Annotated in this window: 16 protein-coding genes and 1 tRNA gene; 16 read left to right on the forward strand and 1 reads right to left on the reverse strand. The window is 42.3% G+C overall.

Going from position 1 to position 16,484, the window contains the following annotated elements; translation table 11 throughout:
* The first annotated feature begins 101 nt into the window (after positions 1-101).
* From OEY64_07210 to OEY64_07270, 13 genes are all read left to right on the forward strand, one after another.
* The gene (locus OEY64_07210) at positions 102-1,061 is read left to right on the forward strand and encodes a class I SAM-dependent methyltransferase (protein ID MDH5542737.1); all 960 of its coding nucleotides are present in this window, start codon (positions 102-104) and stop codon (positions 1,059-1,061) included.
* A gap of 110 nt (positions 1,062-1,171) precedes the next feature.
* Positions 1,172-2,365, forward strand: coding sequence for a glycosyltransferase (locus OEY64_07215; GenBank protein MDH5542738.1), 1,194 nt, complete (start codon positions 1,172-1,174; stop codon positions 2,363-2,365).
* A gap of 48 nt (positions 2,366-2,413) precedes the next feature.
* Positions 2,414-3,445: an SGNH/GDSL hydrolase family protein gene (locus OEY64_07220; GenBank protein MDH5542739.1), complete on the forward strand. Its 1,032-nt coding sequence runs from the start codon at positions 2,414-2,416 to the stop codon at positions 3,443-3,445.
* A 139-nt stretch (positions 3,446-3,584) separates the two neighbouring features.
* Positions 3,585-4,250, forward strand: a complete 666-nt coding sequence (locus tag OEY64_07225) for a class I SAM-dependent methyltransferase (GenBank protein ID MDH5542740.1) — start codon at positions 3,585-3,587, stop codon at positions 4,248-4,250.
* A 203-nt stretch (positions 4,251-4,453) separates the two neighbouring features.
* Positions 4,454-5,530, forward strand: a complete 1,077-nt coding sequence (locus OEY64_07230) for a hypothetical protein (GenBank protein MDH5542741.1) — start codon at positions 4,454-4,456, stop codon at positions 5,528-5,530.
* 42 nt (positions 5,531-5,572) lie between these two features.
* The gene (locus OEY64_07235) at positions 5,573-7,036 is read left to right on the forward strand and encodes a DUF362 domain-containing protein (GenBank protein MDH5542742.1); all 1,464 of its coding nucleotides are present in this window, start codon (positions 5,573-5,575) and stop codon (positions 7,034-7,036) included.
* Positions 7,029-8,396 carry a hypothetical protein gene (locus tag OEY64_07240; GenBank protein MDH5542743.1) on the forward strand — a complete coding sequence of 456 codons (1,368 nt, stop codon included), beginning with the start codon at positions 7,029-7,031 and terminating at the stop codon, positions 8,394-8,396. The genes OEY64_07235 and OEY64_07240 overlap by 8 nt, the downstream gene beginning before the upstream one ends.
* Before the next feature lie 61 nt (positions 8,397-8,457).
* A complete protein-coding gene (locus OEY64_07245) occupies positions 8,458-9,651 on the forward strand; it encodes a glycosyltransferase family 4 protein (GenBank protein ID MDH5542744.1) in 1,194 nt (397 codons plus the stop codon).
* Positions 9,652-9,685: 34 nt separating this feature from the next.
* Positions 9,686-10,288 (forward strand): sugar transferase, encoded by a 603-nt coding sequence (locus OEY64_07250; GenBank protein ID MDH5542745.1) that lies wholly within the window; start codon positions 9,686-9,688, stop codon positions 10,286-10,288.
* A 4-nt stretch (positions 10,289-10,292) separates the two neighbouring features.
* Positions 10,293-11,237 (forward strand): aldo/keto reductase, encoded by a 945-nt coding sequence (locus OEY64_07255; protein ID MDH5542746.1) that lies wholly within the window; start codon positions 10,293-10,295, stop codon positions 11,235-11,237.
* A 155-nt stretch (positions 11,238-11,392) separates the two neighbouring features.
* The gene (locus OEY64_07260; protein MDH5542747.1) at positions 11,393-12,475 is read left to right on the forward strand and encodes a thiamine pyrophosphate-dependent dehydrogenase E1 component subunit alpha; all 1,083 of its coding nucleotides are present in this window, start codon (positions 11,393-11,395) and stop codon (positions 12,473-12,475) included.
* Entirely contained in the window at positions 12,462-13,457 is a 996-nt protein-coding gene (locus tag OEY64_07265) for an alpha-ketoacid dehydrogenase subunit beta (protein ID MDH5542748.1), read from the forward strand. Before OEY64_07260 ends, OEY64_07265 begins: the two co-directional genes overlap by 14 nt.
* Before the next feature lie 55 nt (positions 13,458-13,512).
* Positions 13,513-14,103, forward strand: a complete 591-nt coding sequence (locus OEY64_07270; GenBank protein MDH5542749.1) for an HAD family hydrolase — start codon at positions 13,513-13,515, stop codon at positions 14,101-14,103.
* A gap of 48 nt (positions 14,104-14,151) precedes the next feature.
* Here the strand turns inward: OEY64_07270 and OEY64_07275 are convergent.
* Positions 14,152-14,228, reverse strand: a tRNA-Met gene (locus OEY64_07275).
* 180 nt (positions 14,229-14,408) lie between these two features.
* On the opposite strand from OEY64_07275, the gene OEY64_07280 reads away from it, so the two are divergent.
* From OEY64_07280 to OEY64_07290, 3 genes are read left to right on the forward strand one after another with little or no spacing between them, the layout of a single operon-like run.
* Positions 14,409-15,089 (forward strand): hypothetical protein, encoded by a 681-nt coding sequence (locus tag OEY64_07280; GenBank protein MDH5542750.1) that lies wholly within the window; start codon positions 14,409-14,411, stop codon positions 15,087-15,089.
* Between the two features lie 8 nt (positions 15,090-15,097).
* Entirely contained in the window at positions 15,098-15,679 is a 582-nt protein-coding gene (locus tag OEY64_07285) for a UbiX family flavin prenyltransferase (GenBank protein MDH5542751.1), read from the forward strand.
* 11 nt (positions 15,680-15,690) lie between these two features.
* A complete protein-coding gene (locus OEY64_07290) occupies positions 15,691-16,473 on the forward strand; it encodes an MBL fold metallo-hydrolase (protein ID MDH5542752.1) in 783 nt (260 codons plus the stop codon).
* Positions 16,474-16,484 lie beyond the last annotated feature (11 nt).

Below are 16,484 nucleotides of genomic sequence, written 5' to 3' on the forward strand. Positions count from 1 at the left end.
ATTTTTAATCCTGGAACATTTACTATTCACGCGCTCGTGAATAGAGTATTTATTGCGTTATAACCGGTTATATATCGATTGGGTATTGGAGAGATGTTTATATGAAGCAAATGATGATGGCAATGATACCTATATTTGACGTCGCCCTGTATTTGCTTATATATCCAGCAGCAATATTGTTGAAAATTGTTAGGCGCATTGGAGTGCAGCGTCTTCCTTTTTGCAAAAAGGCATTGCTACATGTAGGAGTATTCCCAATCAGGAATCACTTTTATGAACCGTTGTTTGATCATAGGCAGTTAAAAAATTCACTGTTTCAGGACAGAGAACTCCCAGGGATAGATTTCAATGTTGGGGCGCAATTGGATCTATTGAATAGCTTCAATTACAGCGAAGAATTGAAGAAATTCCCTTTAGATGCAAAGGGGGAATTAAGTTATTTTTATAAAAATGGCAATTTTGAATTTGGTGATGCCGAATATTGGTACAGTCTGATTAGAATTAAAAAGCCGCGAAGAATAATTGAAATAGGGAGTGGATCCTCTACTTTGATGGCAATAGCCGCAGTAAAAAAGAATCAACAGGAAATGCCAAGCTATAAATGTGATCATATATGCATTGAACCATTTGGAGCGCCTTGGTTGGAAAAAACCGGTGTGTCGGTTGTGCGGAAAAAAGTAGAGGATGTTGGCAAGGATATATTTCTCGACCTAAAGGAAGATGACATACTATTTATCGATTCATCACATATTATCAGGCCTCAGGGTGACGTTCTGTTTGAATATTTAGAGTTGCTTCCAATACTTAATAAAGGAGTAATAGTTCACTTTCACGACATATTTTCACCAAAGGACTACCCTGAGAATTGGGTAGTTAATAAAGTGCATTTTTGGAATGAGCAGTATTTGTTGGAAGCGTTTTTAACTATGAACAGTGATTGGGAAGTGATTTGCAGCTTAAATTATCTTCGCCACCACCATTTTGAAGAACTAAAAAGCAGGTGTCCTTTTTTGACTGTCTCGACAGAGCCTGGCTCTTTCTATATTAGAAAGAAAAATTGACATTAGCAGATATATATATTTCTGAATAAATCTAATTATAGATGTTTCAGATACATGGATCGCAAAATTCATTTTTTTGCGATTAAATAAATCTATAGCGGAAAAATAAAATGAACAAGAAATTAAAAATTCTAATATACGAACCGTATCCCTTTGGGCAAATATCTGGAAATTTAAGATGTCAGTCCTACGTTATGAAGTTTATAGATAGAGAAAAATGTGATCTCTTGGTTGTCTCGCCTTTTGAGAGTGAATTTACAGAATATGTATTAAAAAAGGATCATGGATTGGTAATTTTAAAACCGCCTTCCAGGCTAGGGAGGTACGGGAAAAAAAATCTGAAAGATAGTATTTACGGTAAACTATTAACGTTATTTGACATATTAAAATATAATGTTTCGCTCTATAAGCTCTTAAAAAAAGAAAAAGTCGATGCGCTTTACTGTAACGGCATGAGAGCACTCTTAACATGTTTTATATCGGCAAAGCTTGCCAGAGTGCCAATTTTATTATTTGTAAAATCCGAACTTCAGACTAAATATATTGATCCGATAGGTTTTTTTGTGGCCGACAGGATTCTGTTTTTTTGTGAACAAAATAAAAACGATAAATACCCTTTTCTTGTAAAACTGTTTAATGAGAAAATCGGGATACTGAAAATTGGTATGGATATCGATGAAATTGAGGAAGTGTTAAAAAAAGACAAGACTGAATTGAAAAAAGAATTGTGTATTAATGATAAAGATGTAAATATAATTTACTTAGGACAGATATATTCCCCCAAAGGTGTACACTTTCTACTTGAAGCGATGGGGACTCTTTTACCAAATTACCCAGAATTGAAGCTCTATGTTGTCGGGCACCATGTGCTTGAAGAGTATGCAGGTTATCAATTGGAACTCGAAGAAATAGTTGATAAATACAAAATGAAAGATAGAGTTATTTTTACTGGGTGGAGAACAGATTCATTAGAAATAGTATCTTTAATGGATATAATGATTCATCCTTCGCTTAAAGAAGGTTTTGGAAGATCTGTGTTAGAGGCAATGGCTATGGGCAAGATGGTTATTGCCTCTGCGGTTGGTGGTTTAAGAGAAGCTGTTCATGATGGTGAAAACGGCTACCTTGTCAAACCTGGTGATTCAAAAGGGATTGCCGAAAAATTAAAGCACGCTTTAGATAATAAAGAAATCATTAAAAAGTATGGTGAAAAAGCTAAGGAAACTGTATATTCTGAGTACATCGCGGAAGAGTATATTTCAGGCTGGCAATGCGAAATTGAAAAGATGGTCAACAGGAAATAGTCCTGATTTAAAAACTTGCTACAAACAGATAAGGGTTGCATTTTTAAAATGAAAATCAATTCAGATACAAAGAAAAATCTTATTCTTCTATTCGTTACAATAATAATAACTCTAGTAATGTTTGAAGGTTTAATTCGGATAGTTTATGGCAATGTGAAAATATGGCAATTTCCACAGATGAGGCACATATCAACATCATATGGATATAAACTTGAACCAAATCAGACAGGAACATATACAACTGATTTCCCTATTACTACAAATTCATGGGGGTTTAGAGATGATGAGTGGAAAGTACCTAAGCCAAAAGGTGTAAAAAGGATTATGACACTGGGAGACTCTCTCACATTCGGGAATGGTGCTAAATATGAAGAGATATTTCCTACTTTGTTGGAAAACAAACTGAAAAAGTTAAACAGCCAAGTAGAAGTGCTTAATACCTCTGCGATAGGATGGACGACATATAACGAAGTAGATTTTTTTACCGAAGAAGGGATATCATACGAGCCTGATATTCTGATATTGTGCTTTTTTCAAAATGATTATGTCACTAGGCCGGAAAATGTTCAGATAACGCTTGATGACGATGGCAGAAGGGACGCAAGGCCTGAATGGTTGCAGTTTTTGCCATACAAATATATATTTTTGTTAAAAAGGTCTGCACTTATATCCTTTGTTAGGCTGCGACTAGGCGCATTTTTAAATGCAGATAAAAATCCAATAGACATAAGCAGTAAATCAACATTGGATTCACGGCAGGATATTACTGATACATATTCTTATATCGCAGATTTGAAAGAATATTGTGATAAAAATAAAATTAAGCTTATTGTAGTTTATATTCCTGCAATTTCAAGATTTGCATTTCCAAAAGATAAATCGATTTTACATTTGCACATGGCCGAAAATATGAAAAAAAATGGAATTACATTTTTTGATTTGGCGGAGCCCTTTTGGAATGAAAAAAAACCATTTAAATTGTACATGTACCCATGGGATAATCATTTGAACGCAAAAGGGCACAAACTAATCGCAGACCAACTATATACTATTTCAGTTAATGCACTTGAAGAAAGGTAAGGGAGTTGCTGCAGTGTATGGCGCAATATGATTAAATAGTACATCTGAAAAATATTCATAATATAAACTGTTTTGTTGACTGTATGGATGTTTTGGAATGTGCTATCAATTAAACTTATATATAAGTTAAGGGAATAAGATGGATTACGAAAAAGAAACAAAGAATGCGTACAAGAATATCGAAAAGGCGGAAGATTATTTCTCAGGGTACAGCAAGGGCATCAAATGGAGACGCTACTCCACATGGAAACAAAATCAGAATCTGAAAAAGGCATTGGTAAAATGTAATTTGGATAAAAGTGATATTGTGTACGATATTCCATGCGGTACCGGTATTGCTGGCAGGATTTTCAAGGATTTTCCACCGGCTATTGTCGCATCCGATATTTCAATGGAGATGATGGCATACGCCAAAAATGAATACAGGAAGGAAGGTTTTTACGGCTTTCTTCAGTCGGATATTACAAACCTTCCGTTGAAATCAGGCACATCAAAGTGTGCCGTAGTTTTGAGTTTTATGCACCGGGTTCCAAGGGAGATAAGGACAGGTGCTCTCAAGGAACTAAACAGGCTCACCAATAGATATATCATAGTTACATACGCAGTCGATAGTTTTGCGCAACGATTTAAAAAGGCGCTGATAAAAATCCTTAAACCGGGCTTTGTGCCTGCACCGTCGCCAACTGCGTACTCAGAAATAATCAAGGAATTTAGGGAAAATAACCTTAAGGTGCTAAGGGAATACAGAATAATGCCAATCCTTTCTTCTTCAATAATGTTTTTACTGGAAAAAGATTCTAAATAATTGGGTATATGGCTGAAATCCATGCAATATGCATGGATGGTATATTTATTTTACAGGCAATAATTATGGAAAGAATGAAGGGGATTTCAATCCAGTTGAATAAACGGATTCGCAGTACGGATAAATATTCTGCTATAGAAAGACACTCACTCAGATAGCCGATAGTATGAATAATCAATCCTGAAAAGCACAAAATTGGAAAAATGTTGGATAATCTGTCAGTTCAGAAATACATAACCAGTTTTATAGAAAAGACGTTTTCGTCAAACGGAAGAAACACGGCTACTATTCAAGTTGGAGAAATAGAGATAAACGATTTTTCCATATGTTTCTGGGTGGAAATAGAACCCGAAAGCGGGAAATATGGGTTGTATGTAAAGCTTCCGAAGGAGGAAGTGGAAAAAACGGAAATGTGGAGGATCAACGAATCGGATAGAGAAATGGGTGAAAAGGAGTATGAGAGTCTTCAATTTCTTGATAAGAATTGGATCGAAGACGAGGATTCCGTAAAATTCATAAAACCGGTAGCTTATCTGCAAAAGTATAATGCCATTGTTACTGAACGGATTTATGCCAAGGGGATCCTGCCGGAATTCAGAGCATTGGATACGCTTAAGAGAATTATTCCATTTGTTTCTACCGAAAAATTTAAATATTACCTGGCAAATGTAGGGAGATCGTTACGCAAGTATCACGACAGGGTAGGGGAACCGGTTGAATACGATCTTGCTAATACGGTAACGAAAATCAAAACTAGGCTTAAGTCCTTGGATATTCCATCCACTACTGGCAACGATACGAATGAATGGCACGTTCTTCTGGCCAAAATCTCTGGCCTGACGGAAAAAACGGTCATGACAAAAACATTAAAAGGGTTAGATATCAGAAATGTATTTATCGGTGATAGTGGGAAAATATATTTGCTTGATCCGGGTAGACTTAAAAACGATTGCCGGGAGGCCGATCTTGCAAGGTTTCTTGTCACGATCAGGATCCTTTACTGGGGGACGCTGAGATTTTTTCTTCGCTTGAAACCTTTAGAGGAATTTGAAAAATTCTTTCTCAAAGGATATTACGGAAGTGACAGCCATGGCGGAATTTTGCTAAGAGTTTTTATTATTAAAGAGCTTGTAAAACACTGGGATATGGCATATTTTGCACTCTCCCTGAAATCATGGCCTAAACCGATCAAATATATTTTGAAAAACATCTATATTAATGGATATTATGAAAGTGAAATTTCAGCCCATTTCAGGAGATTGAAGGATGAAATTTCCTGATATGCATTACATCAGTATTGGCCAATTGAAGGAGAAGCTGCAGTGAATACAACCTACATCATAGATAAGGAAATTGGCTACGGAACCAGACCACCATTTAATCCGGATAAAAAATATCCGGAAATTGGTGGAAATATTGGAGAAGGCATTGGAGACAATCGTATATACGACATATTGAGAAGGATATTTGTATACAAAAAAATGGATGAAGCCAATTTCGGAACCGTGAACTGGAACCCTTTTGGTGAATTCATCAAGCCTGGGGATCGAGTGGTGCTAAAGCCAAACTGGGTAACGGAAATAAGAGGGCGGAAGTATTACCAGGAGCAGTTGATTACGCATCCATCTGTAATTAGGGTGGTACTGGATTATGTGATAATTGCCTTAAAGGGGAAGGGCGATATAACCATATGTGACGCGCCAATGCAATATTCATCGTTCAGCGCGCTGGTGAAGGAGAGCTATCTTGAAGAGATTCTAAATAATTATTCCCTGCCTAAAGAAATAAGTCTCAAATATATGGACCTCAGGCAGGAGGAAGTGGAGCTGGATGAAACTCGGTCGCAAATAATAAAAAGAACGCGGCTTGAAGGCGATCCTTTGGGATATACCGAGATTGATCTGGGAGATAAGTCGTACCTGGAGGAATTGTGTATTGAAAACACCAACATAAGGTTTGCTGTAAGCGACTACGATGAAGAAATTACAAGAACAAATCAGAGGAGAGGGATTCACAAATATCTGATTCCGAACACAATATTAAGTTCAGACGTTTTCATAAACCTACCAAAAATGAAAACTCACAGAAGAACCGGCATTACCGGTGCGATGAAGAATCTAATCGGAATTAACGGCTCCAAGGCATATCTTGTGCATTATTCCAAAGGGAGTCCGAACGAAATGGGTGACGAGTACCAGAATTATACGACGATGAAGGGGATTGCATCCTACGTTGATTACAAACTGAAGCCCTATATACCGAACGTGATCTGGAAAATAATCAGATATTTCTGGATGATATATAAAACAAGCGTGCAAAAGAAGGCCAAATCCGGACAGTCGACCGACCTGTCATTTATGACAAGTAATGGTTGTTGGCCTGGTAATAGAACTATCTGGAGAACCATATTCGATCTGAACATGATACTTTTATTAGCGGATAAAAGTGGTGAATTAAAGACAACCAGACAGAGAAAATACCTGGGAATTGTTGATGGAATTGTCGGTATGGAGGGGGAAGGGCCTATAAAAGGGGACCCGCGAGATACCGGGACGATAATCATGGGTGACGATCCCGTTTCGTTGGATGCCTGCATGGCAGATCTGATGGGCTTCGATATAGAGAAAATCCCTTCAGTCAGCAATGTTCGAAACATAAACAAGAAGTTCAGTTTTTCGTCATACAATATGAAAAATGACTATCAGAATGTAACTAATGATAAAATATCACGACCATTTAACCCGCCTATGACATGGAAAGGTCATCTGGAAAAAAATAGTGAATAAAGAAATTATCTATAACTATTCGCCATATTGGCTGAGAAACTTGTGGATTTCCCTGTTTGGATATAAGCTGGCAAAAGAGCGGTATGGGAAGTCGTATTTGGAGCATTTCGATCTCTATAAAAAAATACAGTTCGACTCTGTTGAGCAGATACATGAAAGACAAAACGGAATGTTCAGGGAATTTGTCTCATTTGCCGCTAGCAATTCCCCTTTCTACAGGGAATTTTATAAAGATTGCAATCTTCCAGGAAATATATCTGAGATATCTAACCTGCCTATCCTGACAAAGGAGCTACTTAGGAAAAATGATGAAAAGTTAAGAACTGGGGAGTTGGGAAGCGACAAGATATGCATACATACTAGCGGTACAACAGGGACACCGTTAACGTACTACTTCGCTAAAGAAGATTTTCAGGCGAGAATCGCGCTTCTCGATAGTTACAAGGAGTGGTTCGGTGTAAAAAGGGGCGATAAAAGGGCATCCTTCACGGGAAGGATAATAAAACCGGCAAACAGCAGATCAAAAAAGTTCTGGCAGATGAATTTCATGATAAATCAGAGGCTGTATTCCACGTATCATTTGTCGAAGGACAACTTAAAATATTACATTGAGGATCTGGAAAAATATCAGCCGGTCTTCATGGATGGATACCCATCGGCCTTTCTTGTTCTGGCAAAATACTTTCTCGCCGGAAATACAAAGCCTGGGTTCAGGCCAAAGGTTATTTTCACTACAGCGGAAACGATAAAGCCATATGAAAAGGAATTGATAGAAAAGGCTTTCGGTTGCCCGTTGAGCGATCACCATGGCTCTTCAGAAGGAGCGCCGGTTACTGCGCAATGCGAATATGGCAAGTATCATTTTTTGTCATTTCTTGGCGTTATGGAAGTGTTGGATGAGAACAACAGGCCGGCAAATGCCGGGAGAGCGGTGCTTACATGCTTTAATACGAGGTTCATGCCGTTGATAAGGTACGACATCGGTGATTACGTGAAGCTCTCTGATGAAAAATCGTGTAGTTGCGGGCGGAATTATCCGATTGTTGAAAGCGTTCTCGGAAGGGAAGAAGATTATATCGTGACCACGGAAAGAGGGAAGGTTGGAAGGCTTGACCCTATTTTTAAAAACAGCCCTTCTACAATTATTAAAACGCAGATTGTACAAAATGAAATTGACAAAGTTGATGTGCTGTACGTTCCTGACGAACTCAAATTCAAGAGCGAACATCTGGATGTGATAAAGGATCAGCTTCTCGCAAGAATAGGCTCAAACACTGAAGTACGTTTTAACAAGGTTATGGATATTCCCGTGGGTAAAAACGGGAAATTCAAGGCAGTTATCAGCAATGTTGGCAAGTAATTTAGCCGATGCTTTCATGCTCCGTCCATTTGGCATTTTCCACTGACAAGGGATTGAATATATGAACTACGCGCTTGTATCCCCTTGCGATTTATCTACAAAAATATTCAACAAGGGTTTTTCAAAAATTCTGTCAAAAGATGCCGGGAACAAGGTATACACTATTGGCCCGGTAACATGGGGATACGTCGAGGAGATAGAGTCTGCGGGCTCCAGGCATATACCCATAAAGATGTCCAGGTTCATAAATCCTATAAGCGATATTTTATATATCCTCAGATTAGCCTGGATATTAAAGACAAAAAAGGTCGACATTCTCATTACATGGACTACGAAACCAAACTTGTACGGACCATTTGCGGGATTGATCGCCGGGGTTCCGGTAAGGATTTGCGCAATAAGAGGGCTTGGCAGAATATTTTCGAATCCGAACAGGATTTCCGAAAAACTTTTACAGTGGGTGGTTGAAGAACTATATCGGTTTTCCTCGGGACTCAGCGATCTTGTATGGTTCACGAATCCGAATGATTTGAGCTATTTCCTGGAAAGGAAAATAGTGGATGAAAATAAGACCTTGTTGACAAAGAACGGCATAGACATGAGCTTCTATAGCATGAATGCCGTCAACCAGTCCATTATCACTGAGACGCGAAAAGAGCTAGGGTTAAAGGATGGCGAGAAGGCAGTTTTAATGATAGGGCGAATGATATGGCCGAAGGGTGTTGAGGATTTTATCCTGGCATCCGAGATAGTTCACAAAAAGATGAACAATGTAAAATTCATTCTCGTCGCGCCTTTTGAAAAAAGCAGCCCTTTGGGTATTCCCAGAGAATACCTGGATGAAAAACTGAAAAACGGAACATTCATATACAGGGATTTCATAAAAGATATAAGAGGTGTGTACGCAGTATGCGATATCTCTGTTCTTCCTTCTTACTATAAAGAAGGAGGGTATCCGAGGGCATTGCTCGAAGCGATGTCGTTCGGGAAACCGGTGATCACTACTGATACGCCCGGTTGCCGAGGGGCCGTTGATGACGGGAAAAACGGATTCCTGGTTCCGGCCAAGGATCCCGAAAAATTGGCCGAAGCTGTAATGAAAATACTTTCGGACAGCCAGACTGCGGAGAAATTCGGCGCGCATAGCATTGAAAAGGTAAAAGCGGAATTCGATGAAAACATATTCATACGAAAGGTGCTGGAAAAGCTTGAAAACATCACAAATGCAAACAACATACGACAAAGTGGTATTTGAGTACCGGAGCCTTAAATATTTTATCGGAAGCATTATGGCAAAACGAATATTTGACGTGATCTTTTCGATTATCATCATTACATTAACCTCTCCGATACTGATACTCGTTGCCATAGGTATTATGCTTACCTCCAGGGGGCCTGTTATTTACAAAGGCAATCGAACGGGATACAAGGGAAAACCGTTTAATATCTATAAGTTCAGAACGATGGTAGTTAACGCTGAAAAGATCGGAGGCGGCACAACTGGGTTGAACGATCCTCGGGTAACAGCTGTGGGAAAATATTTGCGGAAATTGAAGTTCGACGAGCTTCCGCAGTTCTTCAATGTAATTAAAGGGGAGATGAGCGTAGTTGGCCCAAGGCCGGAACTTCCCCAATATACGGATCTATTCGAAGGGGAGGAAAAAATTATCCTCGATGTAAAGCCCGGCATCACAGATTATAGTTCTATCGAATTCAGCGAGTTGCATAAGGTAGTTGGTGCGCATGATGTTGACAGGATGTTTGAGGAAAACGTCCTTAAAAAGAAAAATGCCCTCAGGGTCAAATACGTTCGCGAACAGGGGTTTTTTACTGATTTGAAAATAATTTGGATGACAATAGCAAAATTGATGAAAATGCTTTTTTCAAGGTGATCAAATGGAATTCGTAAAAGCGGGTCAAACGGATCAGTTGGTATCGAGGCTCGGTTTTGGCGGTTGCCCGATGGGGAAACATGGATGGGGAGAAGTCAGCGAAAAAAATCTGCTCGAAGCGATCGACTATGCAATCGAAAACGGAGTGACACTTTTCGATACTGCCGATGTGTACGGCTTGGGTGAATCGGAAAAACTGCTGGGCGCAGGATTGAAAAAAAGAAGGAAGAGGGCTGTTATTGCCACAAAATTCGGTGTGAGGTTCGATTCAAAAATGAAGGCGTATTACGATAACAGCGAAAAATGGATGAGGCACTCGATAGAGAATAGCCTTAATAATTTCGGAACGGATTATATAGACATTTACCAGGTTCACAACCTGGACCGCGTAACACCTCTTGCTGACGTTATAGGAAATCTTTTGCGGCTTAAGGAAGAGGGAAAGCTGAGGTACATCGGGTTGTCGAACATCACATACCAAGATGTGGAACAGATTGTGTTGCCAAAAGAGGTTGTTAGTTTCCAGGTGGAATATTCTCTCGCAAACAGGAATAACGAGAGTGACATAAGGGAAATCACCAAAAATAAAAAATTGAATTTATGGTCGTGGGGTAGTCTTGCCCAGGGTCTATTAAGCGGAAAATACGATGAAAATTCGGTATTCGATGAAAAGGATAGAAGAAACAGGCCGGAATATGTTAATTTCCACGGTGAAAAACTTAAAAAAAATCTTGAAATAATTAAAAAAATGAAAGAGATATCGAAAATAACCGGTATGCAATTATCACAGATAGCTGTAAAATGGATTGCCGAATACATGGAAAAGAGCGTAGTCCTAGTTGGGATCAAAAGAGTTGAACAGATCAAGTCCTGCATAGATGCTTTCAGGGAACCGCTAAACAGGGAACATGTTCAGATGCTTGATGAGATTTCAAAAGTATATTCCTAGCGGGATATTTTTTTATCGTAAACGCTTTTATTCAAACTTCAAATGTCATCCGGGTTTTCGGTGGCATCTCAGGGTGGCAATATGAGTGTATTGACAGGCGGAAACGCCAGTAGGAAAGGGTAAATAGTAATTTGGAAATTATTTGGGATAGAAAGATGTTTGGCAAAAAACTGCTGGAAAAATTCGTTTCGGAACTGGGACCGCTGGTAAATCCGGAAAATGAAACGCACAAGATAGATATAAGCGGGATATCTGCCAAGGATCTTCTTAAGATGCTAGAACTGATGTTAATTATCCGTTATACGGAAGAGGCAATAGGAGACCTTATCAAGAGCGGTTACGCAAAATGCCCCTGCCATCTGGGAATAGGGCAGGAAGCCGTTGCGGTAGGGATTTCTCATCACCTCACCGGTGAGGACAAGATATTCAGCGGGCATCGTTCGCATCCGCATTTCCTCGCGCTGGGAACGGAAGTTGACCTGCTTTTATGTGAAGTACTTGGGAAGGAGAACGGCAGTTCGCACGGTATGGGTGGGTCTCAGCATCTTGTTGCTTTGGACAAGGGCTTTGTCGGTTCGGTTCCTATTGTGGCAGGAACTATACCTCTGGCCGTTGGGGCCGCTCTCGCTACCAAATTCGACGGGAAAGGGAATATTGCTGTTGCATATTTCGGAGACGGTGCCTCTGAAGAGGGTGGACTGCATGAATCACTGAATTTTGCCTCGAAGATGTCGCTACCAGTTCTATTCGTTTGCGAGAACAACCTCTTCGCAAGTCATCTCGACATAAGCTACCGTCAACCAAGCGACAGGATATCTCGCTTTGCCGATGCTCATAAGGTTCCTAGCATAGTAGTGGACGGTAATGACGTTGCCGCCGTTTCAAAAGCGGCTGGACAATTCATTTCGAACTGCAGGCAGGGAAAGGGGCCCGGTTTTATAGAGGCGATAACCTACAGATGGAAAGGGCATGTCGGCTATGAAGAAAATATCGACGTAGGTTTGAGAAGGAAAGAAAAAGATTTGATAGCCTGGAAAAAGCGCGACCCGATAATGCGATTGAAGGAAGCACTGATAGCAGATGGAAAATTAACCGCGCAGGAATATCAGAGTATTCAGGGAAAACAAAAGATGAAAGTGGACAAGGCTGTTGTAAAAGCAAAGGAATCGAACTATCCGGAGGACTCGGCACTTCTCGATATGGTGTATGTGAACAGGAATAAAAATGACGGGAAATAAGGTGAACTACGGCTCAGCTATAAGGGAAGGATTTGCCTACCTGCTAAAAAATTATCCTGAGGTCTTTATATTGGGGCAAGGGCTCTGGAGTCCGTGGTATGTCGGGAATTCAATGACCGGACTTGAAAAGGAATTCGGCGAGGAAAAGATAATTGATACGCCCGTGTCGGAACTTGCATGTACGGGAGCTGCCATCGGCGCATCGCTGTGTGGCTACAGGCCTGTTGTAGTCCATCCGAGGATGGATTTCATGATCCTTGCAGCAGATCAAATAGTGAATCAGGCAGCCAAGTGGAGGCACATGCTTGGTGGGCAATCATCACCTTCAGTAACTATACGCGCTATTATCAACCGTGGAGGAGAGCAGGGAGCACAGCATTCACAGGCGCTTCATTCATGGTTTGCGCACATACCCGGACTTCGGGTGGTAATGCCGACTACGGTACAGGATGCAAGGGATCTCTTGATCGCCTCGGTGCTCTGCGACGATCCGGTCATGTATATCGACGACAGGTGGTTGTACGACCTGGAGGACGATCTCCCCGAACCCAAAGAACTGGTTCTTGCTGATGTATATCCGCAAATACTTAAAGACGGGAAGGATGTGACAATTGTTGCGGCAGGTTATTCGGTCCGTATGGCGCTTGAAGCTGCAGCTGAGCTTGAGCAAAAGGGTGTTGCCGCGGAAGTGATCGACTTGCGTGTTATAAACCCGCTGGATGAAACCGTAATGGTTAACTCCGTGAAAAAAACCGGCCGACTTTTGGCTGTAGACGGTGGATGGCAGACATGCGGTCTGGCAGGAGAGATCATCGCATGCATCATGGAAAAGATAGACGTGTCAAAGATGAAATCCTCTCCTGGGAGAATAACATTGCCCCATGCTCCGGCGCCGACAAGCAAGCCGCTTGAGGAGATTTACTATCCGAAGGCCAGTGCGATAACAGATATGGCGATGAAACAGGTACAAAGGCGGATATAACAGCTCCTCGAAATTCCAATATTTCCCGCGCCATGCAGGCACGATAGATCAAAATATGAATTCCAATAATCAAAAAGCTGTTTTCCTGGATCGCGACGGGACGATAAACGTAGAGAAAAACTACATTAAGTCTCCGGAAGAAATACAGCTTATACCAGGTTCGTCAGATGCAATAGCAATGTTCAACAGAGCCGGCTACCTTGTGTTCGGCATTACTAACCAGTCGGGTGTTGCAAGAGGCTATTTTAAAGTTGAGGACGTACTTAAAGTGAACGCTAGGGTTTCGGAGCTTGTATCCGGTGAGGGAGGGGAGATAAAGGAAATTTTCTTCTGTCCTCATCATACTGAAGGAAAGATACCGGAGTACACGATAAAGTGCGAATGCCGCAAGCCAGGGAAGGGGATGATAATTAGCGCCGCAGAAAAATACTCCCTTGACCTTGACGGGATGATTGTCATCGGGGACAAGATATGCGACGTTGAACTTGGCTACAGAATGAACGCGAAAACCGCCATGGTTGGCACAGGGTATGGAAACGAAGAGTATAAAGCGCTTCTCGCTTCGGGAAGCAGGTTGCCGGATGTTTACGCCAAAGATCTCCTGGAAGCGGCTAAGACCTTTCTTGGTCAGAAACCAGGCGAATAGCCGATATGGGGCGAGTACGATGATCAAGGCCGGTTGGAATCGAAAAAATGGTGCCGGTGGAGGGACTCGAACCCCCGACTCCGTGAATATGAGTCACGTGCTCTAACCACCTGAGCTACACCGGCAATATCTCTCCATACAGTCGGCTATCAATCCAACCACCTTCCAGTTTCAATCTCTTCAGCGATCCCCTGATTGAATCCCTTCTCCGTATGGAACATGTGATTATGAAACCTCATGATTTTCATGTCAATATGTAAAAACCGTTTCTGCCAATCTTGGTTCAAAATGATATAATTCCCAGGATGAAAAGGGTATTAGTGGCTATCGTCCTCGCAGTGGGGATACTCTACGCTTCAGACTCATTTTCACTAAATCACATGATATCCATTCAAAATAGAATGATACATGCCTCGGGCAGTACCATGAAAACACCCCCTCCCACTTCCCCGTCGGGGGCACAGCCGTCTTCCAGAGGGAAGTCGGTCAGGCAGATGCCGAGAGTATCTTCGGGGAAAAAGGGGGGCAAAAGCGGGGATAACGGCTCCGGGGTATCATCCTATACAATCAAGGGCAAAGCTTCGGGCCAGCCTGGCGTGCCGGGCTTTTCCACCCAGGATGAGGACGTAGAGGATCTAATTGACAGGCTTGCCGAAGTCCAGGAGCGAAGAAGGATCGCCGTGGTCGCCGATAACGGCAGTACCAGATTCGAGGCGGAGGGGATGTTTTCGGGGATAGACGACCAGCTCCGGTTCGAGACCGAATCTGGCCGGGTCTTTGTGGATATTGATTCGATTAGCTCTATTGTTTTCGGGGAAAAAGATCTGAACATGCTCCCGGTCACGGTCCATATGGTCAATGGCAAGGCAATTCGCGGGAATATATATGTCAAATATGTTTTGGAGTTTCTCAGCGAGGACACTGTCATTGCCACCTACGCCAGCCAGCTGAATTCCGTCCGGTTTCTGGATTCAGGCTCACAGTAGGCTCAACAATGGGGCGGAAAAAACCTGTAATTGTGCTGGCTATTTCCGGCGCCTCCGGGAGCCTTTACGGGAAAGAGATTTTTGAGGCACTTTTTTCGGTCGGCATCGAAATTCACCTGATAATCACAGATACCGCAACCAAGATCATGAAGGATGAGATATCCCTTGATCTATCCTTCTTCAGCAAACCCGGCGTCATTTGCCATGACAACCACAGATTCGATGTTCCGGTCGCTTCCGGCTCTTTCCTGACCTCCGGAATGGTGATTGCCCCCTGTTCCATGGGGTGCCTTGGCAGGATCGCCTCAGGGGTCTCTTCAGACCTCCTGACAAGGGTGGCCGATGTCCACCTCAAGGAGGGGCGCAAACTCATCCTCCTGCCGCGTGAAACCCCCTTATCAGCCATCCATCTGGAAAATATGTTCAAGCTCTCTCGAGCTGGAGCGACAATCATGCCCCCAATGCCCCCCCACACCAGCAGGCCCGCTTCAGTAGCCGATATGGCCAAAATAATGGCCAGCAGGGTGCTGGATCAACTAGGGATTGAAAACGACCTCTCCCCACGTTACGAAGGGGCCCAAAGGGCTTAAAATGACCCGGAATGGCTGAAATAAGAGTGCTTTTCCTGGGAAGCGGCACATCAACGGGTGTCCCGATGATAGGATGCGATTGCGCCACATGCAAATCGGTCAACCCCAAGGACAAAAGGCTCCGATCCTCTGTTCTCATGCGGTGGGAGGATGGGGGTATTGAAAGGAGTGTGCTTATAGACACCTCTACCGACCTGCGTCAGCAGGCTTTGAACAATGACCTCAAGCGGATAGATTCAGTCCTCTTTACCCATGCACACGCCGACCATATTCATGGCATCGATGAACTCCGCAGTTTCAATTATCTGCAGAATCAGATCATCCCATGCTACGGCTCTGAACATACGCTCTCGCGCATTAAAACGATGTTCGATTATATCTTTACCGGTACGGAGCCGGGGGGAGGGAAACCGCGCCTCTCCCTGCACCCAGTTTCGGGCGGCTTCGACCTTTTCGGCAGAAGGGTGGAGTCGCTCCCAGCGATGCACGGAAAGCTCGAGGTCTTCGGGTATCGGGTTGGCTCGGTCGCGTATATAACAGACTGCAATTTCATCCCTGAAACGACTTTGAAAAAGATGGAAGGGGTGAAACTTCTGGTCATCGGCGCGGTGCAGATATCAAGGCATGTTACTCATTTCAAGATCGACGAAGCGATTGATATATCCAGGAGGGTAGGGGCCGAAAAAACCTACCTGACACATCTGAACCATCAGATAAAGCATGATGTTGTTTCTTGTACACTTCCTGAAAATGTGTTCCTTGCGTACGATGGCCTCGAAAAGGTATCGGGTTAAGAGTGGGCTTT

It is taken from the genome of Nitrospinota bacterium (assembly GCA_029881495.1).
Taxonomy (GTDB): domain Bacteria; phylum Nitrospinota_A; class UBA7883; order JACRGQ01; family JACRGQ01; genus JAOUMJ01.